The organism is Pedobacter fastidiosus (genome assembly GCF_014306625.1).
Taxonomy (GTDB): Bacteria; Bacteroidota; Bacteroidia; order Sphingobacteriales; family Sphingobacteriaceae; genus Pedobacter; species Pedobacter fastidiosus.
Map to the genome: position 1 here is coordinate 31,766 of NZ_JACRYL010000009.1, position 25,237 is coordinate 57,002.

Here is a 25,237-nt window from a genome sequence, read left to right on the forward strand (position 1 = left end):
AAGGCTAATACAGGATTATCATTAATAAATATGAAGATTAAACCAGTATTAGAGCCTAATTTTGTGCTTGTTTTTATAATTTCTCTCTCCTCTTTTCTAGTTGCTTGCAGTCAGGAAAATACCAGGAAGGATATAGAAGAAAAATTGCAGGGAACTTGGGTAGGAACGGCAAAGGATTATAACCTTAGAGATGCCAACACGCTTAGTGTTATAATTGAGAAGGACAATATTGGTTTAAGAAATAATTATAATATTTCTGATAAGAACCATAAAATATCCATTCCGGATATGGACAAAAAATGTAGGATATTTATTCATACCAATGGAGACACAATTATAGAGCAAAGATATAATCCTGTCCTTTCTATAATTAAGGAGCCTATTTATGGAAAACTGCACATTATAAATGAAAATGAAATTAGGGTCTTTTTCCTGTTTAAATTAAATCAATCGGTTTATATGGGATTAAATTTACAACGGGATGGATGGTATTTAAAGAGATCGTTGCCTTAAATTTGTAATTGACAGCGTCTATAACTTTAATTTCAGTTAGTAATTATGTTGCTAATTTTCCTCTTCAAAAAATTCTTCAACCCCAATATTCGCATTTGCAGATATTGGGTTTCTCCGTTTATAACTCCGTTTATTCTTAAATGAACAGTATATTTATTTCTTGCCTAATAAAAGAATTGTACCTTTGCGCCGTCACTAATAAGTTACGTAATGAGTAAAACCAATAGAAAGCAAGATGCGCTTGATTATCACTCTCAAGGTCGTCCGGGAAAGATCCAAGTAGTACCAACAAAACCTACCACTTCGCAAAGAGATTTAACTTTAGCGTACTCTCCTGGTGTTGCAGAACCGTGCTTAAAAATTGCAGAAAATAAGGAAGATGTTTATAAATATACCGCAAAAGGAAACTTGGTTGCGGTAATTAGTAATGGTACGGCCGTTTTAGGCTTAGGCGATATTGGTCCTGAAGCGGGTAAACCGGTGATGGAAGGTAAAGGATTGCTTTTTAAAATATTTGCTGATATCGATGTATTCGATTTAGAATTAGATACTAAAAATGTAGATGATTTTGTAAAAATCGTTAAAGCATTAGAGCCAACTTTTGGCGGTGTAAACTTAGAAGATATCAAAGCTCCAGAATGTTTCGAAATCGAGCGTCGCTTGAAAGAGGAAATGAACATTCCTGTAATGCATGATGATCAACACGGAACAGCGATTATTTCGGCTGCAGCGTTATTAAACGCCTGTGAAATCTTCAAGAAAAAAATGGACAAGATTAAAATTGTGGTAAATGGTGCTGGTGCTGCTGCAATTTCTTGTACAAAACTTTATGTCTCGTTAGGTGCAAAAAAAGAAAACATCGTAATGTGCGATCGTACTGGAGTAATCCGTAAAGATCGTGCGGTGCTTGATGATATTAAAGCCGAATTTGCTACAGAAAGAAAAATAAATACATTGGAAGAAGCCATGAAAGACGCCGATGTATTTATCGGACTATCATCTGCAGATTGTGTTACGGCTCCAATGCTAAGCTCGATGGCTAAAAACCCAATTGTTTTTGCGATGGCGAATCCAAACCCGGAGATTGCTTATGAACTGGCCATTAAAACCCGCAAGGATATCATTATGGCTACTGGCCGTTCTGATTATCCAAATCAAGTAAATAATGTTTTAGGTTTCCCATATATTTTTCGTGGTGCACTAGATGTTCGCGCAACCAGCATTAACGAGGCCATGAAAATTGCTGCGGTTAAAGCCATTGCAGATCTGGCTAAAAAATCAGTTCCAGAGGCTGTAAACTTAGCTTATAACGCCCGTAACCTTAAATTTGGGAAAGAATATATCATTCCGAAACCAGTAGATTTTAGGTTAATTACCGAGGTTTCCATCGCGGTAGCGAAGGCTGCAATAGAGAGTGGCGTGGCTCGTAAAATCATCACCGATTGGGATGCATATTCAGAAGAATTGAGAAAGCGCTTAGGCTTGGATGATGTAATTATGCGTGCCATCACAACCAAGGCAAAATCAGATCCTAAACGTGTGGTATTTGCAGAAGCTGATAACTATAAAATTTTAAAGGCAGCTCAAATTGTTAAAGATGAAGGAATCGCGATTCCGATTCTTTTAGGGAATAAAGAAAAAATACAATCCATTATCGATGAGCATGCTTTGGAACTGGAGGGCGCTTTGATTATCGATCAAATGCAAGAGCCAGAGAAAACCAAAAAATATGCTGATGCACTTTTCAAAAAGCGTCAGCGTAAAGGTGTTTCTGCAAGCGATGCAACCAAGTTGTTAAGAGATCGTAATTATTTTGGTGCATCAATGGTTGAGTTTGGAGAAGCTGATGCCATGATTTCTGGTTTAACGAAAAATTATGGTTCAACAATTAAACCAGCATTACACGTTATTGGTGTAGAGCCCGGGGTTAAGCGTGTTGCAGGTATGTACATGATGATGACCAAAAAAGGTCCGGTTTTCTTTGGTGATACGACTGTAAATGTTGATCCTACTGCAGAAGAATTGGTCGATATTACCTTGTTGCTTGATAAATCTGTTAAGCAGTTTAACATCAAGCCACGTATCGCTTTGCTTTCTTATTCAAATTTTGGCTCTAACGATGGTGTTACGCCAGAGAAAGTTAGAGAAACGGCTAGATTGCTTCATAAAAATCATCCAGAGGTTGTTGTAGATGGAGAAATGCAAGGAAACTTTGCCATTAACAATGAGTTGCTAAAAGATAATTTCCCTTTCAGTACATTGGCAGATGCACCTGCAAATACCTTAATTTTTCCTAACTTGGAATCTGGTAACATTGCATACAAATTGTTGCAGGAATTGGGTGGTGCAGAAGCGGTTGGTCCAATCTTGTTAGGACTTAATAAACCTGTTCATATTGTTCAGTTAGGAAGTTCGGTGAGAGAGATCGTAAATATGGTTACTATTGCAGTTGTAGATGTGCAAGCAAAAGAAGAGATTGCAGCATCGAAACGAAAAGGTATATTTGGTAAAACAACTAAGAAGTAAAACATGTACGCCTATATTGATGGTAAATTAGCTTTTAAGAGCCCAGCTTATGTTGTGGTTGAAGCCGGAGGTATAGGCTATCATATTAATATATCTTTAAATACATATAGCAATCTCGAAGATTCTGAAAGGTGTAAATTATATACCTGGCTGCATGTTAAGGAAGATGGACATACATTATATGGCTTCGCCGATGAGGGCGAACGCCGTTTATTTTTACATTTAATTTCAGTGTCGGGCATTGGTCCAAATACTGGAAGAATGATTTTATCTTCCATAACACCTTTAGAAATCCAGGCCGCAATTGTTCATGCAGATCTTCCGTTAATCCAGCGGATTAAAGGTTTGGGTGCCAAAACTGCTCAGCGATTGGTGTTAGAGTTACAGGATAAATTAAAAAAAGAAGGAGTAGATTCATTAATTTCTATGCCTTTGCACAATACGGTTAAGGATGAAGCGTTATCAGCTTTGGTAATGCTCGGTTTTGCCAAACAAACTGCCGAAAAAACTATCGATCAAATATTAAAAGTAACAGAAGGGACACTTTCGGTTGAGCAACTAATTAAACAAGCTTTGAAAAATTTATAGAACTAACGCCTTTGAAGAGAATATATACCCTATTATATCTCATCCCACTATTAATTTTATTTGCCTCTCAAAACACCTTCTCTCAGGTAATTCCGGGCAAAGCAGATACAACTGCGTCCAAAAATAACTTTAGCCTACGCGAAAAACAATTGCTTGGGATCAGTCCGTCTACAAATCCATTTTATCCATTACCAAGTAATGTTAAAAGAATTGTAGAGTACGATGCCAAAAATAAGCGCTATGTAGTTAAAGAATTAATTGGCGATAAATATGTTACGCAAACGCAGTATTTAACCATCGATGAATATTCTCGTTTGGTTAATAGCGAAGTAAAACGTGGCAATTGGCGAAGCATTTCTAATGCCGAAGTAAGCGATTACAGAAGCACAGGAATTATTCCTCAAATTCAGGTAAACAGTAAAGCTTTCGAGAAATTGTTTGGTGGATCTACCATTGATATTCAGCCTCGTGGCGAAGCCGAACTAACTTTTCTTGGACGGATAAATAAAAACGAAAATCCGCTTTTTAACGAAAGACAAAGGGTGCAAACCAACTTCGATTTTAACCAAAGAATTCAGATGGATCTTGTGGGAAATATCGGTACAAAGTTGAAAATTAAAAGTAATTACAATACTGAAGCGCAGTTCGATTTCGAAAACCAGATTAAACTTGATTACACCGGCGGACCAGACGATATCATTAAAAAAATTGAGGCGGGTAATGTAAGTATGCCCTTAAATACCTCGTTGATTTCTGGAACTCAGGCTTTATTTGGGATTAAAACCCAGCTTCAGTTTGGGAAGTTAAACGTTACAAGTGTTTACACCCAACAGAAATCGCAATCGCGAGAAATTAAGATTACCAATGGTGCACAGCAAAATACCTTTAGTGTAAGTGCCGATAATTACGAGGCCAATAAACACTATTTCTTGGCGCAGTACTTTAGAAATAATTATAATAAAAATCTTGCGAATGCTCCAATCATAACCTCGCCAATCCAAATTACAAAAATTGAAGTTTGGATTACCAACAAATCCGGCAATACAACAGATTCTCGGGATGTTTTGGGGTTGATCGATTTAGGAGAAAATACGCCATTTAACACCGCACAAATTACTGGAGGAACATCAGGCTTGCCAGCAGGTACAACCGCTACGGGTTTTGCGCAACGATCGAATAACTTGTTGCAAGTTCTTCCACCGAACGCGAGGTTTACAAACTCTAATGATGTAATCTCGTTTTTCCAAGCCAATAGAGGTACGGATAACTTTGCTAAATTAACTTACGCCAGAAAACTTACAGAGCGGGAGTTTACTTTCCAGCCACAGTTAGGTTATATTTCACTTAACAATCCATTAAATTCTGATGAGGTTTTAGCTGTAGCTTATCGCTATACTTATAATGGAGTAGAATATCAAGTAGGAGAGTTTTCTACAGATATTACTTTCGATCCTAATAATCCAAAGGTTTTATATGCCAAATTGTTAAAGAACGAAACCACTAAAATTAACCTTCCAACTTGGGATTTGATGATGAAAAACATCTACTCAATAGGTGGCTATCAAATTAGTAGTCAGAATTTTAAACTCGATATTTACAGAATCGATAATGAAAGTGGTGTAGAAAAACCCATTATGACAGAAGGCCAAAATACGGCCAACAAACAATGGATTGGACTTACAGAATTTGATCGGTTGAATCAACAAAATGAAAGAAAGCCAGACGGGGTTTTCGATTTTGTTGCAGCCAATAACGCATTTGGCTCTTACTTTTCTTCGAGCACAGCCGGAACAAATAGCGCCTTTGGTTCGAGTCTTTCCAGCTCTGGTCTGTCATCACTAGTAAACAATACAAATACAGGCTACATTACTATTGATCCAGCAAATGGACGAATTATCTTCCCGATTATTGAGCCTTTCGGAAGGGATTTGGCCGCTAAGTTTTTACCAAGTGAGCAGGCTTTAATCGATAAATATACTTTTACGGCATTATATGATTCTACGCAGACTATTGCCAAACAATTGTTTCAAAATCAGAATAGATATGTGCTTAAGGGAAATTATCAATCGGAAGTTTCTTCTGAGTTTAGTTTAAATGCCATTAATGTTCCTGAAGGATCGGTAAAAGTTTTTGCAGGTACCATGCCTTTAACCGAGGGTGTCGATTTTACAGTTGATTACCAAGGTGGCCGAGTGAGCATTATTAATCAGGCGCTTTTAACTTCTGGTCAACCGATTAGAATTACAACTGAAAACAATGAACTTTTTGGTTTGCAACAACGATCCTTATTCGGAACCCGATTGGATTATCGAGTAAATAACAAATTGAATTTGGGCGGTACCATCATGAATTTGACGGAGAAACCTTTAACTCAAAAAGTAAATATTGGTGAAGAGCCAATTTCAAACACCATTTGGGGTGCCGATTTAAACTACAGTTCGCCATCTAGATTTTTAACTAAGCTGGTTGATAAACTTCCTTTAATTTCTACTAAAGCTCCTTCTAGCGTTACTTTTTATGGAGAATTTGCACAGTTAATTCCTGGTCACCCAAGAGCTTTAAACTTTGCAGGAAGTAAAAATGGAGTAAGTTATTTAGATGATTTTGAAGCCTCAAGATCTGTTATCGATTTGAAGAGTGCCATCTCTTGGCAACTTTCGGGTACGCCACAAATGTTTCAGGAATCGCAATTGATCAACGATTTAGCTTATGGCTACAACAGAGCAAGGGTTGCATACTATAATATTGATCCAACTTTTTATAATTCAGCCGCTTCTACAACGCCAGCGAATATTCGGAACAATAGAAACGAACTTTCTAATCACTATGTGAGAGAGGTAATTGAACAAGAAGTTTTTCCTTTTAAAGAAACGGCAACTGGTCAGGCTTTAAACATCACAACTTTTGATGTTGCTTATTATCCAACTTTACGTGGACCATATAACTTTAGTACAACTGGTTTTGCGAATGATGGAAGTTTGTTAAATCCAAGATCTAGATGGGCGGGTTTCCAACGTAAGATTGAAACGAATGATTTCGAAGCTTTAAATGTTGGTTTCATAGAACTTTGGGTAATGGATCCATATATCTACAAGCCAAACTCGGCCGGTGGAGATGTGTATTTTAATTTGGGAAATATCTCAGAAGATATTCTAAAAGATGGGCGTAAATCTTTAGAGAATGGTTTACCTGCTGGCGATGACCCGACGAAATATGATGAAACAACTTGGGGCCGCGTTCCAAAGCTACAACCCGTTGTACAGGCATTTGATAATAATCCGGATGCACGTAAAGCACAGGATGTTGGTTTGGATGGTTTATCTGATGCCAATGAAAGAGCTAAGTTCGCTGCGGCAATTACACAGATTAAATCGCAATTAAATTCGACTGCGGCGGCTGCGATTGATGCCGATCCATCATCAGATAACTATACTTATTTCAGAGGCCCGGCGCTAGATCAAATCAATGCAGGGATATTGAAACGCTACGAAAAATATAACGGGCCAGAAGGAAACTCAAAAACATCGCAACAATCTCAAGAGGAACTGGGTATCGAGAATTCTGCCTCAACATCTTTGCCAGATGGAGAAGATATTAATCGCGATAACAACATGACGCAAAGCGATGAATACTTTCAGTACAAAGTATCTATGCGCCCTGCAGATTTAGTGGTTGGTCAGAATTTTATTACCGATAAAGTGATTTCTCAGGTTAAGTTGGCCAATGGAAATACTCAAGCGGTTTCTTGGTATCAATTTAGAATTCCGATTAGTCAATATCAATCTAAAGTAGGTAACATTCAGGATTTTAAATCCATCCGTTTCTTTAGAATGTTTATGACGAATTTTACGGATACTGCGGTAATGCGTTTCGCCAAATTACAGTTGATCCGTGGAGAATGGAGAGAATACAACGCAAAAAATACAGGAGATCAAGCCATAATTGATCCTGCATTGCCAGCTTTAACACCAGATAATTCGACTATTGAAGTTTCTACTGTAAACATAGAGGAAAATGGAAAACGGTCTCCCATTCCTTACGTAACACCTCCAGGAATTGTTCGCGAAAGAGATTATAGCAATTACCGTGGCGATACCCGTTTAAATGAACAGTCTTTATCAGTTAGCGTAAAAACCTTGCGAGATGGTTATGGTAGAGCGGCATTTAAAACGGCCTATAGTGATTTCCGTTCTTACAAACATTTGGAAATGTTTATTCACGCAGAGGCGATAAACAATCTTGTTTTAAGTGATAACGAAGTTGCCGCCTTCTTAAGAATTGGAACTGATAATCAAGATAATTATTACGAATACGTACAGCCATTAAAAGTTACGCAACCAGGCACGAGTGATCCAGATGCAATTTGGCCGGAAGCGAATAGAATGGATGTGGATTTAACGCTCTTCCAAAATGCAAAACTGGCCCGTAATGTAGCAAAACAGGCAAATGGACAACCTTGGCCAATTAATGTTCCCTATACTTATTTTGATGGAACAAGAACGATTGTTGTAAAAGGACAGCCCGACATGAGCAAGGTTAGGGTGTACATGGTTGGGGTTAAAAACCCGCTCCGAAATTTAGCAAATCCCGAGGGAGATGATGGCTTGGATAAAAGCGTTTTGGTTTGGTTTAATGAATTACGCTTAACCGAATTTGATGAAAAAGGCGGTTGGGCAGCAACGGCTAGGTTAAACTTGAAGTTAGCCGATTTTGCTGACGTAAACATTTCTGGAAGTAAATCAACGATAGGATTTGGTTCTATTGATTCTAGAGTGAGCGAAAGAAATAGAGCAGATAATGTTTTGTTGGATGTTTCATCAGCAGTTGAATTGGGCAAATTCCTTCCGCAAAAATCGGGCGTGAAAATTCCAATGTTTGTAAGTTATTCTAAACAGGTTTCTACACCACAATACAATCCGCGTACACCAGATATTGAGCTGAAAAATGCGCTAGATCAATCTACTAAAGAACAAAAAGACTCTATTTTAAATTTTGCACAGGATTATACCGTTCGCAGGGGAATTAACTTTACCAATGTGCGTAAAGAGCGTACAAACAATACAAAACCTGTTCACCTTTGGGATGTAGAAAACTTTGCGGCCAGCTATGCTTATACGCAATATGATCACCGTGATTTCATCAATCAAAGTAGTTTACAGAATACTTATCGAGCATCTTTGCAATACAGTTATTCGAAAGAATCTAAAAACTATGCGCCGTTTGAAAAGATTATAAAATCTAATATGTTGGCCTTATTGAAAGATTTTAATTTTAGTATTTTCCCTAGTGCGATTAATTTTAGAATTGATGTAGATCGCTTGTATTCGGAAAACACACTGAGAAATAATGATCCGAATAATTCTCTTCCGATTTATCAAAACGGATTTGGAACCACCTTCAATAAAAACTTTAGAATGAGCCGGGTTTATGGGATTGCGTGGAATTTAACCCGCTCTTTACAACTCGATTTTAATGCGACCAACTACTCGATTATTGATGAGCCAGATGGTAGAATTGAAGGTTTAAAACGCGATACAGTTTGGCAGAATCTTAAACGTTTGGGTAGAACAACAGATTACAATCACAATTTAAATGTAACCTATAATCTTCCAATTGATAAAATTCCGGGCTTAAATTGGGTAACTGTTAAAACCCGTTACGGAACAGTATTTAACTGGCAAACCGAACCATTATCTACTCTTTTGGACCCGAATATCAATTTAGGAAATACAGTACAAAATAGTAGAACGGTTCAAATTAACCCAACTTTAAATTTAACCACCTTATACAACAAGTTTGGATTTATAAGAAACGTAAGTAACGGCCAAGAAGGAAATAAAACGAAAAACTTCTTTATCAATTTATTAACCAGCGTTAAAAATATAAATGCTGCTTACACACAAACCAAAGGAATTTTCTTACCAGGCTATTTGCCTAAAACCAATTATTTTGGGGTAGAAAGTGTTACAGGAGCACCGGGCTTGGGCTTTGTGTTCGGAAGCCAAAGAGACATCCGCGAAATGGCTTTGGGCAATGGTTGGTTAACCACAGATACTTTACAAAATCAGCTTTATGTAAATACTTTGAGGGAAGATTTAAGTTTAACAGGGCAGGTGGAACCTTTTAGAGATTTGAGAATTACTTTAAGGGCAAACAAGGCACAAACTAGAAACTTCTCTACCAACTTTAGATATGTAGAAAGTGCTTCATCTTTCGAAAATTTAAGTGCAATTACCACAGGTGATTACAGTGTTTCCTACATTGCTTTAGGAACCGCATTTAAGGAAAATAATTCTACTTTAGTGTCTGGGTTGTTTAATCAATTCATGACTAATCGGGCTATTATTTCACGAAGACTAGGTGCGCAAAACCCTAATTCTGGAGGCGTTAATGGCGGTTATTCAGATGGTTATGGAAAGGAAAGTCAGGATGTAATTATCTCTGCATTTTTAGCAGCTTACACAGGCAAAGATGCTAGCAAAGTGAAAATGAATGCATTTCCTAAAATTCCTTTGCCTAATTGGAGTTTAACCTATAGCGGATTAACCAGAATTCCTTTCATTGCCGATAAGTTTTCGTCGGTAGATATTAGACATGGATATCGTTCTGCATATAATGTTAATGGTTACAACTCTTTATTGCGTTACACGGAGAGCAATGGCTTTTCTAGCAATAGGGATGCAAATAATAACTTCTTGCCCGAATTCCAGTTTGCTCAGGTCACCATTTCAGAATATTTCTCACCGTTGGTTGGCGTTGATACCCGATTTAAAAATAACCTAACGGCATCTTTCGAGTTAAACCGATCGAGATTATTGGGATTGAGTTTGGCGAATAGTCAGCTGGCACAGTTATCAGAAAACAATATGGTTTTAGGCTTGGGCTATAGAACAACAAAATTCCGTTTCCCATTTGGCTGGTTTAAAAGCTTAAAAATGGATAACAACATGGATTTCAAATTGGATGTTGCCATTAGAGATAACAAGACCGTAATCTATCGTGCTGATGTTACGGAAGCAGAAGTTTCATCTGGTGCTAAGAATATCACTTTAAGACCAAGCGTAGATTATATCTTAAATCAGAAGTTTAACATCAAGTTGTTTTACGATTCGAACGTTACCAAACCATATACTTCTCAAACGTTTAATACCTCGTTCAGTAATTTTGGTTTTAGTTTGAGGTTTACGCTGAATTAGGGGGTTGTAACTTTATTGGAAATCACATCTAGGACGCATGAATTTGCGTCCGAATTATCAATTATAACAAAAGGGGAGCAAGCTAAATTAAACCCAAAAGTTTAGAACAATAGGTATTTTAAACTGAACCCTATTCTAGCAATTATACAATTGGTGCTTCTATAAAAAATCTGTTATTCCTACGCTAAAATCATAAAAATTGGAATCATAAATAATGAATAACAATTATGAGTAAAATACATATCAAGGGAGTTGATATTACTGTCTCGAATAATAATGGAGAAGAATATATTAACTTAACCGAAATCGTTAAGAGCGAACCAGATGGAGAACAACTTATTAAACGTTGGCTAAGTAATAAGAATACAATTGAATATTTAGGTATTTGGGAAAAACTTAAAAATGGAGAAAATTTTAACTTGGTGGAATTCCACCAAGTTAAAAGTGAACAGGAACCAATAGATTTACTATGTCCGTGAAACAATGGATAGAAAGAACAAGTGGCATTGGATTGAGGGCAAAGTCAGGGAGATATGGCAGTGGAACCTATGCGCACAAAGATATTGCATTAAAGTTTGCGTCGTGGATTAGTCCGGAATTGGAACTTCTCATAATCTTAGAATTTCAAAGACTGAAGCAAGAGGAATCAAAGCATTTAAATCAAAATTGGGATTTAAGGCGTCTATTAGCTAGAGCGAATTATAAAATTCAAACAGACGCGGTTAAGGATGTTTTAATTCCAATTAAAAACTTGCCAAAAGAGATGGAGGGTTTTGTTTATGCAGAGGAAGCAGATCTTTTATACCAAGCTATGTATGGTTATACGGCCAAGCAATGGAAAGAAACAAATCCTGAACTAGCCCTTAGTGGTGGTAATATGAGAGATTACGCATCATTACATCAATTAATTGTTTTGAACGGTCTTGAGGTTGTAAATGCTGAATTGATAAGGGCCGGACTATCTATTGAAGAGCGTTTTGAAATTTTACGAAAATCGGCAATTCAGCAACTTAAATCTCTGCAATCTTCTAAAAGTTTATACGATTCCGATGAGCCAAGTCCGAATAGGTTAATAAGTGCCGACAAAAAAATAAACAATTAATATTAAGATGAATTTCATCTATTACAATACATCAAATAATAAGTTTGTTTGAGTTTGACTAATTCATATTTAAACTTAATTTATCATCCATTGGGATTAGCAAAACTAAATTGTATTTTTGAGCCATAAACGTTGCTAAACGTTAAACAAAACATTTATAATCAATCACTACAGAAAAATGAATTTTCCATCAGAATTAAAATATACCAAAGACCACGAATGGGTTAAGGTTGAAGGCAATGAAGCTTATATTGGTATTACAGATTTTGCGCAACGCGAATTAGGTGATATTGTTTATATCGATATTAACAGTGTAGGCTCTGAAGTTGCTACAGAAGAAGTTTTTGGTACGGTAGAAGCTGTTAAAACGGTATCTGATTTATTTATGCCTGTTGCTGGAACGGTTTTAGAAGTTAACGATGAATTAAACGACAACCCAGAATTGGTAAATTCTGATCCTTATGGTAAAGGTTGGATGGTTAAAATTTCTTTATCTGATGTTGCTGAAGTTGAAACTTTGCTTTCTGCAGATGCATATCAAGCATTAGTTGGTGCTTAATTTATATTCTATCGTGTTCAAAGCATTAAAACATCAAAAATGGGCCATATTTTGGACTGCTGTAATTTTAGTGCTTTGCAACATGAGAATGCCAGAAACCAAAGGAGGAGGATTTTTCTTCGAAGGTTTTGATAAAATGACCCACATGGGTTTCTTTTTTGTACTCTCTGTATTACTGTTTTACGGAAAAATAAAATACCAGCATAATTTTGGTTTTAGAACGTTAACCATCTTTAAAATACTCTTAATCAACGTGGCAATCGGCGGAGGCATAGAATTGTTACAATGGAAAGTATTTACTTATCGCTCTGCAGAATGGTGGGATTTTGGCTGTGATATGTTGGGCGCATGCATGGCAGTTTTTAGTTATGTATTGTTGCATAAATTAAATTTCAATGAAAAAACTAGCTAGTTTAATTTGTGTAATTGTGGCTTTAAGCTTAAGCGGATGCGGTATTTTCAAAAAAGGCTGTAATTGCCCCAAAGTATATTATAAGAGTTATCCTGCACAGCAGAAATAGTATTAAAAATCGTCCCAAACGAAGTGCCAGCTATTTCTAACTAGCTGTATTTAAAATGTTACCAAGCTTTTAACACATCTTAACAAACCTTTGGGCTTTCTCGTAGTCTGATAGCTTAGTTTTGTAATATTAATATCTAAAATTTTTTAATGAAAAGGAACGTTCAAAGAGCAATACTAGTTGTTCTTATATTTTGTGGATACATCGCACAGGCCCAAAACACGGGTTCAGTAAGTGGAAAAGTAATTAATGCTAAGGATAAAAAACCGGTAGATTTTGCTACAATAGCAATCAAAAGTTTAAAAGACAGCAGTGTTGTTGCATCGGGCCAGTCCAACCCTGATGGTACATTCTCCTTCAAAAATATTCCGGCAGGAAAATACAGAGTTTATGCTGCATTTTTAGGTTTAAAAACGGCAACAAAAGACATCGATGTAGCTAAAGCCGCAGTAAGTACTGGAGACATTTCAATGGGTGATGATGGCGTAGATTTGAATACAGTTAACGTTACAGCAACAATTCCAATCGTTGTTAAAAAAGATACCTTAGAATTTGATGCAAAATCTATTAAAGTCCGTGAAAACGCTGTAGTAGAAGATTTATTGAAAAAAGTACCGGGTATTGAAGTTGCTAAAGACGGAAGTATTAAGGCTCAAGGAGAAACCATTACCAAAGTAAAGGTGGATGGTAAAGAGTTTTTCGGAACTGATCCTTTATTGGCAACCAAGAATTTACCAGCAGATATGGTGGATAAAATTCAGGTAATTGATGAGCTTTCTGAGCAGGCACAGTTTACGGGAATTGATGACGGAACAAGAAACAAAATCTTAAACATTACAACCAAAAGCGGAATGAAACATGGTTATTTTGGAAATAGTACCGTTGGCTATGGCTCTAATGATCGTTATGATGCAAGTTTAAACGTAAATAAATTTGATGAAGATCAACAACTTAGTTTTATTGGGCAATTTAATAACGTTAACAAACAAAACTTCGGTGGTGGCGGTGGTTTAGGTAATGGTTTTGGTGGCGGCGGTGGTCGTGGTGGAGGCGGTGGCGCTTCTAGCTCAGGCGGTGGAATTACCACAACAAACGCGGCAGGTTTAAACTTTGCTGATGTTTATAAAGACGGAACGCAATTTCAGGCCAGTTATTTCTTCAATAATTCTTCTGTAGATAATAGTCAGACTTCTCACATCCAGAATCTTTTAGGTGCTACAACAACCGATATTAATCAGGTTTTAAATAGCACTACAGATAAAAACAATCACCGTTTTAACTTTATGGTAGATACGAAGATCGATCCTTCTTTATCGATTAAAATTCAACCAAACATTACTTATACCGAGAACGACGGAAGCAGCATTACACAATATACCCGTGATTATGTGACCTCTTTAACGCAAGGTTTACAACGGAATACAACAAGTTCTTCTACGCCTACAGTGAGCAACAATTTACTGGTGCGTAAAAGCTTTAAGCGTCGTGGTAGAACATTATCTTTAAACGTAAGCACCAATATTAACGATAATGACGGAACTAACTTAAATTATATTTTAGATAACAATACTATTGGTGGCGTAACGACTCAAAAATTAACCAATCAATTAAATAATACGAGTAGCCAATCTTTAAATAACACCACAAGAGTGGTTTATACAGAGCCATTGAATAAAACTTTAAGTGTAGAATTTAACTACCAAAATGGGTATTCTAACAGCGATTCTCAACGTGATGTTTTTAATTACAACCCAGCAACTTTAAGTTATGATTTGGTTGATAATACCTATTCGAACATTTACAATAACCGCACGTTAACAAACGCTGCGGGAATTAGCTTTACCACAACCGAGAAAAAATATAACTGGAATATTGGTGTAGCTGCACAACAAACCAACAGAGCCAATACGAATTTAACTACTGGCGTTAGGTTTACCCAAAACTTCATCAATATTACGCCATCGGCGCAGTTTAGATACAATTTCAGTAATAGTAGACGTTTGTTCATCAATTATCGTGGATCCACAACTCAGCCATCTATTGATCAGATTCAGCCGGTGCCAGATAACACAAATAGCCAAACCGTATTTATTGGTAATCCGAATCTAAGACCATCATTTAATAACTCATTGAGGATTAATTTTAACAATTTCAATATTGCAAGTGGCCGTTTCTTTTTTGCTCGGTTAAACCTAACACAAAGCATTAACAGCATTGCGAATAGTGTAGCCTTAATTACAGATACAACAAGTACAAACGTTGGTAAACAATCTAGCAGTTATGTAAATGTTGATGGTGTTTTTGCTGCAGATGGTAATGCAAACTGGTCACTTCCATTAGTTGCGGAGCGTAAATTAACACTGAATATTTCTGGCGGTGGAAACTACAATAGAAACGTAAACTTTATTACTGGCTTAAAAAACATTACCAATAGTTATACCATTTCTAATGGATATAAATTGGTAACCAATGTTGATAAATTTGATTTGACGGGCGGAATTACAGGAAGCTATACACATTCAACGTTCTCGGCTCAGCCAACTTCAAACACTCAGTTTTATACCGTAAACCCAAGTTTTGATGTAAGTTATGTGCTTCCAGGAAATATCAGATTAGCAATGGATATTGATTACTTTAGAAACTTCGGTGGCGGTGATCTTTATAACCAGGAATACACAATTTTGAATCCTTATGTAAGTCGCCAGTTCTTTAAAAACCGTGGAACTTTTAAATTCTCGGTTAACGATGCACTTAATCAAAATACAGGAATCAGCAGAACGGCAACAGGTACATCAATTACCGATTTAAATTATAATGTATTAAAACGCTATTATATGTTATCATTTACCTACTCATTAACCCGCATCGGCGGAAGAACAATGAGTGGCGATATGCAGATGCCTGGACAGGGCGGAGGCGGTGGCCAACGGATGAGGATGTAATTTCTTCTTAAACAATTTTAAAGGCTCGTTTTTTAAACGGGCCTTTTTTTTGCTTGATTTATTAATTGTCTCTATGACAGTTTATGTATTCCAATTGTTACTCAAATAAAATAAACCTTTATGTAGGTTAACAGTCTTAAAACCATAAATCATCAAACTAGCCGAATGAATAAAGTTTTTACACTCTTACTTATTTTAATCTCCTCCGTTGTTTATGCTCAAAAAACTGGTTCAGTTAGCGGTAGAATTATTCAATCAAAAGATAAAACGCCTATAGATTATGCATCTATCGCAATTAAAAGTTTAAAAGACTCTAGTGTAATTGGCGCAAGTACCACGGCCACTGATGGAAAATTTGTTTTCAAAAACCTTCAGCCAGGAACTTATAGATTGTATGCGGCATTTCTGGGCCTAAAAAATTCGACTAAAGATTTTACAATTCTAGCAGATAAAACCGATGTTAATCTTGGCGATTTAGTTTGAGAAGGCAACGCGATTGATCTTCAAACGGTAGATATCAAAGCAGAAATTCCGCCGATTGTAGTTAAAAAAGATACGCTTGAATTTAATGCAAGCTCTTTTAAAGTGGTAGAAAATGCAGTTGTAGAAGATTTATTAAAAAAGTTGCCTGGTGTTGAGGTTGACAAAGCTGGAACGGTAAAAGCCCAAGGCGAAACCATTACAAAGGTAAAGGTTGATGGAAAGGAGTTTTTTGGCAATGATCCTTTATTAGCCACAAAGAACCTTCCGGCAGATATGATTGATAAGATTCAGATTATTGATGAGCTTTCCGATCAGGCACAATTTACTGGAATTGATGATGGTTCGAGAACCAAGATTATTAATATTACGACAAAGAAAGATAAGAAGAATGGTTATTTTGGGAATACCACGGTGGGCTATGGATCGGATAATCGATATGATGTAAACGCAAATGTTAATCACTTTGATCAGGATCAGAAATTAAGTGTGATCGCACAGTTTAACAATGTAAACAAACAAAACTTTGGGGGCGGTTTAGGTGGTGGGAACGGTGGAAACAATGGCGGGAGAGGAGGAATTACCGAGACCAATGCAGGTGGGTTTAATTACGCAGATACTTATAAGGATGAAACTGAAGTGAGTATGAGTTATTTCTTCAACAAATCTGATAATTTAATTTTAAGAAACAGCGTAACCCAGAATTTACTGGGCGATACGAAAACGATTTTCAATAATCAGCAAACCAATAATTCTGATCGATTGAACCACCGTTTAAATTTTATGGTCGATACGAAAATCGATTCTCTAACCTCATTACGAATCCAGCCGAATTTAAGTTATACCGATAACGAAGGGATTAACAGTAGTATTTACACCAGAGATTATAACCTGTACAAAATTAATGGAACACAAACTTTAACCAATCACAATACCTCACCATCCATCAGCAATAATATTCTTCTGCGTAAAAAATTTATGAGGAGAGGTAGAACTTTATCTTTAAATTTCAATACCAATATTAATAATAACGAAGCCGATAATTACAATACAAATCCAGAAACCAGAATTGAGGGCGGTGTAACTACGCCACGATTAACCGATCAATTTAACGATCAGGAAAGCGAATCCCTAAATCAGAATACAAGATTGGTTTATACCGAACCAATTTCCAAAATGCTTAGTATAGAATTTAATTATCAAAATGGTTATAATCACAATACTTCAGATCGCTTTACATACAATTATAATCCTGTTACTTTACAATATGATTTACTTGATCAGACTTACAGTAATTCTTATGAAAATACGATTTTAACCAATAATGCAGGCTTAAGCTTTAATGCCAATGCACAAAAATACAATTGGAATATTGGCATGGGTGTCCAAAATACCGATCGAACAAATAATAACATTTCTCGAGGTTTTGTGCTTAAACAAAATGTATTTAATTACACGCCATCTGCAATGTTTAGGTATAATTTCAGTAACAGCAAACGATTGGTTTTTAACTATCGTGGCAGTACAAATCAGCCAACTATTCAGCAATTGCAACCCATTCCAAACAACACGAACACACAAAGCATTCCCGTTGGTAACCCCGATTTGAAACCCGAGTTTAACAATAACATTCGCATTGCCTACAATACATTTACGGTTGGCAAAAACCGATCGCTCTTCGTAAACTTGAACTTAACGCAAACTTCAAACCGGATTGCAAACAGCAGTAGTTTAATAGAAAGCGGTGTAAACCAAGGTAAGCTGGCTGTTTTGCCTGTAAACGTAAATGGTGTTTATTCTGGCTCTATAAGTTCTGCGCTGAGCTTGCCATTAATGCCAGAGAATAAACTTAATTTCCACATTAACGTAGCCGGAAGTTATGATAGAGATGTTAATTTTACCAACTCCTTGCGCAACATTACCAACAGCTGGTCTATAGGAAACGGCTATCGTTTGGTTTCAAATCTCGATAAGTTAGATTTAACCGCAGGTGTAAACGGATCGATAAATAGAGCAACCTATTCCGTTCAGCCAAACTCCAATACACGTTATTATACTTTTAGTCCGAATGTTAGTGTAAGCTATATGTTTCCTGGAGATATCCGTTGGGCTATTGATGCAGACTATAATCAGAACACAGGTCGAGGCGAAGGATTCGACACTCATTTCACACTTATAAATTCTTACATCAGCAAACAGTTTTTTAAAAATAAAGGAACTTTTAAAGCTGCCGTAAATGATGCTTTAAACGAAAATCAAGGTGTAAGCCGTACCGCAAATAACAACACCATTCAAGATGTAAGCTTTAATGTTTTAAAGCGTTATTTTATGTTTTCATTTACATATTCCTTAAACAGAATGGGTGGTAAAAATAGAAATCAAGGTGGAGAAGGAAGAGGACGCAATGGTGAAGGAAGAGGCGAGGGTGGATTTGGTGGTGTCGGAAGGAGAAATTAAATCATCTAATAGTCAAACAATATTTTTTTGATTACAAGTTCGCATTATCTTATTTGGAATAAATCTAAAGAAAGGGTAACTTGCGCCAAATTAGTAGATGAAACTTTCACACTTAAAAGTCGGCGAAACAGGAACAATTGTAGCTTTTACAGATTTAGAAATGTCTGTAAAGTTAATGGAGATGGGATGCCTACCAGGCGAAGTAGTTGAAGTAGAGCGGTTTGCGCCTTTTGGCGATCCGATGGCGATTCGTGTTGCTGGTTATCAGCTTTGCTTGCGTAAAAGCGAGGCCGATGTTATTATCATTCAATAAATAGGCTGGGTTTGGATATTAAAGTTGCGTTAGTTGGTAATCCCAATACTGGTAAATCTACTCTGTTTAACCGTTTAACTGGGTTAAATCAAAAAATTGGTAATTTTCCCGGAATCACGGTCGATAAAAAAACTGGCTTCACCAAATTAGCTGATGGCCAAGAAGTAGAAATTATCGATTTGCCTGGAACTTATAGCCTTTATCCAAAAAGTAAAGATGAAAGTATTGTATTTCAGGTACTTGCAGATAAGGATAATAGCAGTCACCCCGACGTAATTATTCTTATTGTAGATGCTTCAAACCTGAAACGAAATATGTTATTGTTTTCGCAGGTAGCAGATTTGGGTATCCCGATGGTACTGGCTTTAAACATGACAGATCTTTCTGATAAACAGGGAATTTATATCCATATCAATAAACTTGCAGAAAGATTGGGTGTGCAGGTAATTCCAATTTCTGCAAGAAATAATGTTGGCATCGATAAACTAAAACAGGCTGTTGCAAACACGAATAAAATTGCCACTCAAATCGGAGCTGTTGATGTTAATTTTCTGGCACCTGAAGCAATTAGTGAGATAAAGAAAAAAATTAAATCTGATAATGATTACTATGCCCTTCAGGTTTTACATCAGCACGAACATTTAACTTTCTTTACTGAGCAAGAACAAGGTGAGATTGAGCAGATTGAACAGGCACATAAATTTGAATCAGCTAAAGTTCAGGCGGCAGAAACGATTGCTAGGTATAAACATCTAAGTACTATTTTGGCAGATGTTGTTATAGATAAAGGAACAGCACAGAAATTTTCATTTAGCGATCGTTTAGATTCAATTCTAACCCATAAAGTTTGGGGCTTTGCAATTTTCCTTCTAATCCTTTTTGTAATTTTTAATGCCATTTTCGCGTGGTCTTCTTATCCAATGGAATGGATAGAACGTGGTTTTGGATGGATTACTTCAATGGGGCACGAACATTTGCCTGCTGGGATGTTAACCGATTTACTCCTCGATGGCGTAGTTGCAGGCTTAGGCGGGATCTTTGTATTTATTCCTCAAATTGCCATACTCTTCGCCTTTATTTCCATTCTTGAAGATACCGGATACATGTCTAGAGTTACTTTTATGATGGATAAAATCATGAGTAAAGTGGGCTTGAACGGAAAATCTGTAGTACCTATGATTGGTGGTTTAGCTTGTGCTGTACCCTCTATTATGGCTGCAAGAAATATCGAAAACTGGAAAGACAGAATGATTACCATTATGGTTACGCCACTAATTAGTTGTTCTGCAAGGTTGCCAGTTTACATTTTGTTAATCTCCATCATCATTCCTTCAAAAACAATTTTAGGAATAATAAGCTTGCAAGGCTTAGCCCTAATGGTTATGTATTTGGTGAGTTTTGTGGCTGCCATTGTAGTGGCTTGGGTAATGAAAATCATTATCAAGACAAAAGAGAAATCATATTTTATAATGGAATTGCCCATCTATCGGATGCCTAGATGGAAAAATGTACTCTTTACCATGTACGAGAAATCTAAAACCTTCGTTTTCGAGGCGGGTAAAGTAATCATCGCCATTTCCATTATTCTTTGGGTTTTAGCTTCTTTCGGGCCAGGAAATCGTTTCGATAACATTGATCAAAAATATGCTTCTGCCTTGGCAGATACAACCAAAAACACCGATCACATTAAAACATTAGTAGCAACCGAAAAATTAGAAAACTCTTATGTTGGTATTTTGGGTCATTTTATTGAGCCCGCCATTCGCCCTTTGGGTTACGATTGGAAAATTGGGATAGGTTTAATTACTTCTTTCGCTGCTCGTGAAGCTTTTGTAGGTACTATGGCAACTATTTATAGTGTAGATGGTGGCGATGAGGATAGCGTAACCATTAGGCAAAGAATGGAGGCATCGGTAAATAGTAAAACCGGTTTACCTGTATACACATTTGCAACAGGGATTTCTCTTATGTTATTTTATGCTTTTGCCATGCAGTGCATGAGTACGGTTGCTATTGTTTACCGCGAAACAAAAGGATGGAAATGGCCAGTAATTCAATTGGCGTATATGACGGCCATGGCATATGTAGCTGCATTGATAGCTTATCAATTTCTTAAGTAGAAATCCAAACACCTAGATTTTTTTCTGTTGTTTATTAACTGTTCAATTTATTTGGAGCGCAAATTCAATGCTAAGATTTAAGTGTCTTCCTGTCCCAAAGGGACTCCTTTGGAGCTTTCCATTTTACTGCGCCATCAGCCGAAAAAGCTGTGGCTTCGTGCTCACTACAATCGGGGCTAAATGGGAGAGCAGTAAGTAGTCCGTTTAATAATGGTTGCGTTAACGATAGAAGCGGCATCCCCCGATTTTTCATCGGGGATATAGCGGAAAGCGTGTTAAAACGCCCAAATCATATATCATCTTCGCTTTGGCCTTTTCACTTTGGTCTTTCTGCTTTAAGCTTTTACCCCAAATCTATCTGCCTTTTAATGCTTTCTTTCAAGATTAAAGCTTCAGTACGTCGGTTACCCTTAACCGCTTGTATCTCTACTTTATAAGCTATGGGTTATCAGTACAAAATATTGTTTCCCTCTCTTTGGGAGAGGGACTGCACTACCCAAGCCCAACTACAAAACTTTCAAAGGGCGAGGCACTTTTACCCCAACTCAATCTGTCTCTTAATGCTTTCCTCTAATGATATTAAAGTTTCTGTACGTTGGATTCCATTTACCGCTTGGATTTCTTCATTTAAAACATGGCGCAAATGGTTGGTATCTCTGCATATAATTTTAGCGAACATACTATAAGAGCCTGTTGTGTAATGCAACTCCACCACTTCTTTTATTTTGCTCAGTTGTGCAACGGCATCTTTATACTGAATTCCCTTTTCCAAGTAAATCCCTAAAAAGGCACAAATGTCATATCCGGCTTTCTGCGGATCGATAATTAAATGAGAGCCTTTTATAATGCCCATTTCATGAAGCTTTTTCATCCTAACGTGGATTGTTCCTCCAGAAACGATTAAATCTTTAGCGATTTCAGTATAAGGTTTTGTGGCATCCTGCATCAATTGTTTCAAGATATCGATATCGAGGTTGTCAATTTCTAAATTGGAATTGTCTTTTTTAAGCATATTTTTGAATTATGATAAGCAAATTTACAATAATTTATCAATATTATAAAAATAAAATTAAATGTTTAAAATATTTGCAAGGTATTGGATGTTCCTTTACATTTGTATCAAGCAATTAACAAAAAGGGAACGTTCTTTAACAATTGCCAAACATAATGTAGGGTGGTGAAACAGGCAGACACACCTCCTTGTCTCGGTGGTGGAGAATATGGAAAACCAGTAATGGCTAACTACTCCTTGAAGGTTCGACTCCTTCCCCTACAGCTTCTTTAGTCAAGAGTCAGAAGTCTTAAATCGTTAAATTATGGACTACAGACTCAAGACTGAGGACTTACAATGTTGGGTGGTGAAACTGGCAGACACGCCTCCTTGTCTCGGTGGTGGGGAATAATGGGACAAACGCAGTTTATTGGGTTGACCACAATTAATTTTTTGAACTGTAGCTAACTACCCCTTGAAGGTTCGACTCCTTCCCCAACAGCATTTTTTATGAATAATAAGTTAGTTAATCGAGCAATCCCGGATGGGTTGCTCTTTTTCATTTTAAGCACTTTCCATTTTTCCATAATAACAATCCGAATACATTCTAACAATCTTTCCTTAAAATTAAGTTTAGCCGTAAAATAATTTGTTATATTACCCTGTTTATAAAGTAGAAATAAATTGTATATAGAGATTTAATGAAAAAAAAAGTTCTGTTAAAGGATATAGCTAACCAGCTAAATATGTCTATTACAACGGTTTCTTTTGTAATAAATGGGAAAGCTAAAGAGAATAATATAAGTGATGCCTCTATTAAAAGAGTTTTGGATCTGGTTGCAGAACTAGATTATCAACCAAATTCGCTTGCGCAAAGTTTACGTACAGGAAAAACGAAAATTATCGGGTTTTTAGTTGATGATATTTCCGAACCGTTTTTTTCGGGCATAGCCAGATTAATTGATGAAAAAGCTTCAGAAAAAGGATATAAAATCTTATTCAGTAGCTCGCGTAACAGTACACAGAAGGCTATCGAATTATTGCAGATTTTTAGAGATCGGCATGTTGATGGCTACATTATGGCCTTGCCCGAAGGCTTGGAAGAAGAAATAAAAAAATTAGTGCAAACCGATGCGCCCGTTGTTCTTTTTGATCGGTATGTGCCCGACCTTAAAACCGATTACGTTATTATCGATAACCAGGGAAGTACGGAAAAGGCAACCCAGCATTTAATTGATAATGGTTATAAAAATATTGCCTTTGTAACTATCGATACCGAACAGCAACAAATGATTGATCGCTTATCTGGCTACGAAATGGCGATTGAAAACAGTAAGCTTCAGTCTTTCATTTTAAAAATTCCTTATCAAAATTCTTTAGATTCTATTAATAAGGTAAGTGAGTTCTTATCAAAGGAAAAACAATGCGACGCCGTAATTTTCGCAGCCAATTATATCTGTATGGATGGTTTAAGGGCTTTTAGACAAATGGGCATCAATATTTTTGATGATTTGGCTGTAGTATCTTTTGATGATTTTGAGTTACTGGAATTCTGTAATCCGCCTGTAACGGCAATTGCACAACCCTTAGAAGCCATTGCAGAGAACATCATGAAAATTATGCTTTCTAAATTAAACGCAACAAGTAAAGCTTCAGGAAATAAGCAAATTGTACTTCCTGCTATTTTAAATATAAGAGGCTCGAGTGCAAGGAAAATTAAAGGCATTTAATTTTATTACATGTAATATTTCCTATACATAAATGTTAAATGAGCCTCAATTAAAAATTGAGGCTCATTTTTTGTTGATATTCGCTAATCAACAGCGTCTTAACTTTAATGAGTAATAGCGAGCAAGATTTACTAGCCATTCCAGCAAAAAAAAACTTCGAATTTATTGATTCGATTAGATGTTTAGCTATGATTGGGATAGTTATGGAACATTCTATTTATAATGGTACTTATATATTTAGTGGTTACCCGCCAAAGCACATTTTATATATATGCTTAATTCAATTATCTAAATTTGGTACAATTGCATTTTTTGTTTTAGCTGGCTTTTTACTTGGAGATAAATTTACCACCTATTCATCATGGGAATACTTTAAGCGTAGGCTTTCTAATACTTTTAAGCCATGGTTGGTGTGGTCCCTAGTAATGTTAGTTGCAATTTTGGCACAAAGGTATGTGGCAATCCATAAGTCAGGAGATGAATATCATTTTATCCTAGAACTGGAGTCGAAGATTAAATTGGTTTATTTATATACCAATTATTGGTTCATTATTAATTTTATGTTTTGCATTGCTATTTTATTGTGTTTTAAAAAGTACTTATATAGCTTTTGGCTGGGTTCAGTGCTTTTAATTTGCAGTTTGGTTTACAGCATTAATGTGTATTATGAATGGTTTTTACCTTCACATACTATTGCCATCTTTGGTTTCATATTTTATTTGTGGTTAGGCGCCATATGCAATCATTATTGGGATAGGTTAGAAAACTTTGTTAGTAAAACCAACATTTTTATCTATTTAACAGTTTTTTTAATCACTTTTGTATGGGCTGTTTTTGATATTACCAGACTAATGGATGCAAAAAGTGTTGATCCATATAATACGCTTAGGTTAAGTAATATCTTTTATTCGGTAGCAACGTTGGCACTGTTATTAAAAGTTAAAAATTTTAATTTTACTAAATATTTAAAACCTCGAAAAACAACATTCGGAATTTACTTGATTCATTACATATTAGTGGTATCTCTTTTACCCGAAATCTTCAGACCATTTCATCTTGTTCCTTTCAAAGAAATGTCAGTTGCATTTATGCTATTCTTTATTTCATTTAGATTTTTACTGGTTTATGGCTTAAGTTTACTAATCATCTGGTTGCTAAATAAAACAAAATTAAGGTGGATTGTCGCACTTTAATTGAAT

17 protein-coding genes and 1 tRNA gene are annotated in these 25,237 nt (G+C 36.3%); 16 read left to right on the forward strand and 2 right to left on the reverse strand.

The features are described 5' to 3' along the window. Window positions 1–30 precede the first annotated feature (30 nt). The 13 genes from H7U22_RS11335 (at window position 31) to feoB (ending at window position 21,317) form a co-directional block, all read left to right on the forward strand. Window positions 31–513: a hypothetical protein gene (locus H7U22_RS11335; RefSeq protein ID WP_187071475.1), complete on the forward strand. Its 483-nt coding sequence runs from the start codon at window positions 31–33 to the stop codon at window positions 511–513. A 210-nt stretch (window positions 514–723) separates the two neighbouring features. After that, window positions 724–3,039, forward strand: coding sequence for an NADP-dependent malic enzyme (locus H7U22_RS11340; protein ID WP_187071476.1), 2,316 nt, complete (start codon window positions 724–726; stop codon window positions 3,037–3,039). Window positions 3,040–3,042: 3 nt separating this feature from the next. Continuing rightward, entirely contained in the window at window positions 3,043–3,627 is a 585-nt protein-coding gene (ruvA, locus tag H7U22_RS11345) for a Holliday junction branch migration protein RuvA (protein ID WP_187071477.1), read from the forward strand. A gap of 11 nt (window positions 3,628–3,638) precedes the next feature. Further along, complete coding sequence (sov, locus tag H7U22_RS11350) at window positions 3,639–10,823, forward strand: T9SS outer membrane translocon Sov/SprA (RefSeq protein ID WP_187071478.1); 7,185 nt, start codon at window positions 3,639–3,641, stop codon at window positions 10,821–10,823. A 227-nt stretch (window positions 10,824–11,050) separates the two neighbouring features. Continuing rightward, the gene (locus tag H7U22_RS23285; RefSeq protein WP_262890360.1) at window positions 11,051–11,302 is read left to right on the forward strand and encodes a KilA-N domain-containing protein; all 252 of its coding nucleotides are present in this window, start codon (window positions 11,051–11,053) and stop codon (window positions 11,300–11,302) included. Beyond that, window positions 11,293–11,925 (forward strand): KilA-N domain-containing protein, encoded by a 633-nt coding sequence (locus tag H7U22_RS11355; protein WP_262890361.1) that lies wholly within the window; start codon window positions 11,293–11,295, stop codon window positions 11,923–11,925. The genes H7U22_RS23285 and H7U22_RS11355 overlap by 10 nt, the downstream gene beginning before the upstream one ends. Window positions 11,926–12,103: 178 nt before the next feature. Further along, a complete protein-coding gene (gene gcvH / locus H7U22_RS11360; RefSeq protein ID WP_187071479.1) occupies window positions 12,104–12,484 on the forward strand; it encodes a glycine cleavage system protein GcvH in 381 nt (126 codons plus the stop codon). A 13-nt stretch (window positions 12,485–12,497) separates the two neighbouring features. Continuing rightward, a complete protein-coding gene (locus H7U22_RS23075) occupies window positions 12,498–12,896 on the forward strand; it encodes a VanZ family protein (protein ID WP_187071480.1) in 399 nt (132 codons plus the stop codon). Window positions 12,897–13,154: 258 nt separating this feature from the next. Beyond that, window positions 13,155–15,947, forward strand: coding sequence for an outer membrane beta-barrel family protein (locus H7U22_RS11370; RefSeq protein ID WP_187071481.1), 2,793 nt, complete (start codon window positions 13,155–13,157; stop codon window positions 15,945–15,947). 165 nt (window positions 15,948–16,112) lie between these two features. Continuing rightward, window positions 16,113–16,430 carry a carboxypeptidase-like regulatory domain-containing protein gene (locus tag H7U22_RS11375; RefSeq protein WP_187071482.1) on the forward strand — a complete coding sequence of 106 codons (318 nt, stop codon included), beginning with the start codon at window positions 16,113–16,115 and terminating at the stop codon, window positions 16,428–16,430. Window positions 16,431–16,532: 102 nt separating this feature from the next. Further along, window positions 16,533–18,884 (forward strand): TonB-dependent receptor domain-containing protein, encoded by a 2,352-nt coding sequence (locus H7U22_RS11380; RefSeq protein ID WP_187071483.1) that lies wholly within the window; start codon window positions 16,533–16,535, stop codon window positions 18,882–18,884. A 97-nt stretch (window positions 18,885–18,981) separates the two neighbouring features. Next, entirely contained in the window at window positions 18,982–19,197 is a 216-nt protein-coding gene (locus H7U22_RS11385; protein WP_187071484.1) for a FeoA family protein, read from the forward strand. 5 nt (window positions 19,198–19,202) lie between these two features. After that, a complete protein-coding gene (feoB, locus tag H7U22_RS11390) occupies window positions 19,203–21,317 on the forward strand; it encodes a ferrous iron transport protein B (RefSeq protein WP_187071637.1) in 2,115 nt (704 codons plus the stop codon). A 70-nt stretch (window positions 21,318–21,387) separates the two neighbouring features. On the opposite strand, the gene H7U22_RS11395 is transcribed toward feoB, so the two are convergent. Together H7U22_RS11395 and H7U22_RS11400 are read right to left on the reverse strand one after the other, a co-directional pair. Further along, complete coding sequence (locus H7U22_RS11395) at window positions 21,388–21,570, reverse strand: hypothetical protein (RefSeq protein WP_187071485.1); 183 nt, start codon at window positions 21,568–21,570, stop codon at window positions 21,388–21,390. 282 nt (window positions 21,571–21,852) lie between these two features. Beyond that, on the reverse strand, window positions 21,853–22,329 hold the full coding sequence (locus H7U22_RS11400; RefSeq protein WP_109931046.1) for an Lrp/AsnC ligand binding domain-containing protein: 477 nt from the start codon (window positions 22,327–22,329) through the stop codon (window positions 21,853–21,855). Window positions 22,330–22,485: 156 nt separating this feature from the next. On the opposite strand from H7U22_RS11400, the gene H7U22_RS11405 reads away from it, so the two are divergent. The 3 genes from H7U22_RS11405 (at window position 22,486) to H7U22_RS11415 (ending at window position 25,231) form a co-directional block, all read left to right on the forward strand. Beyond that, window positions 22,486–22,593 (forward strand) — tRNA-Asp (locus H7U22_RS11405). 416 nt (window positions 22,594–23,009) lie between these two features. Beyond that, entirely contained in the window at window positions 23,010–24,038 is a 1,029-nt protein-coding gene (locus H7U22_RS11410; RefSeq protein ID WP_187071486.1) for a LacI family DNA-binding transcriptional regulator, read from the forward strand. Between the two features lie 107 nt (window positions 24,039–24,145). Next, window positions 24,146–25,231: an acyltransferase family protein gene (locus tag H7U22_RS11415; RefSeq protein WP_187071487.1), complete on the forward strand. Its 1,086-nt coding sequence runs from the start codon at window positions 24,146–24,148 to the stop codon at window positions 25,229–25,231. Window positions 25,232–25,237: the final 6 nt, after the last annotated feature.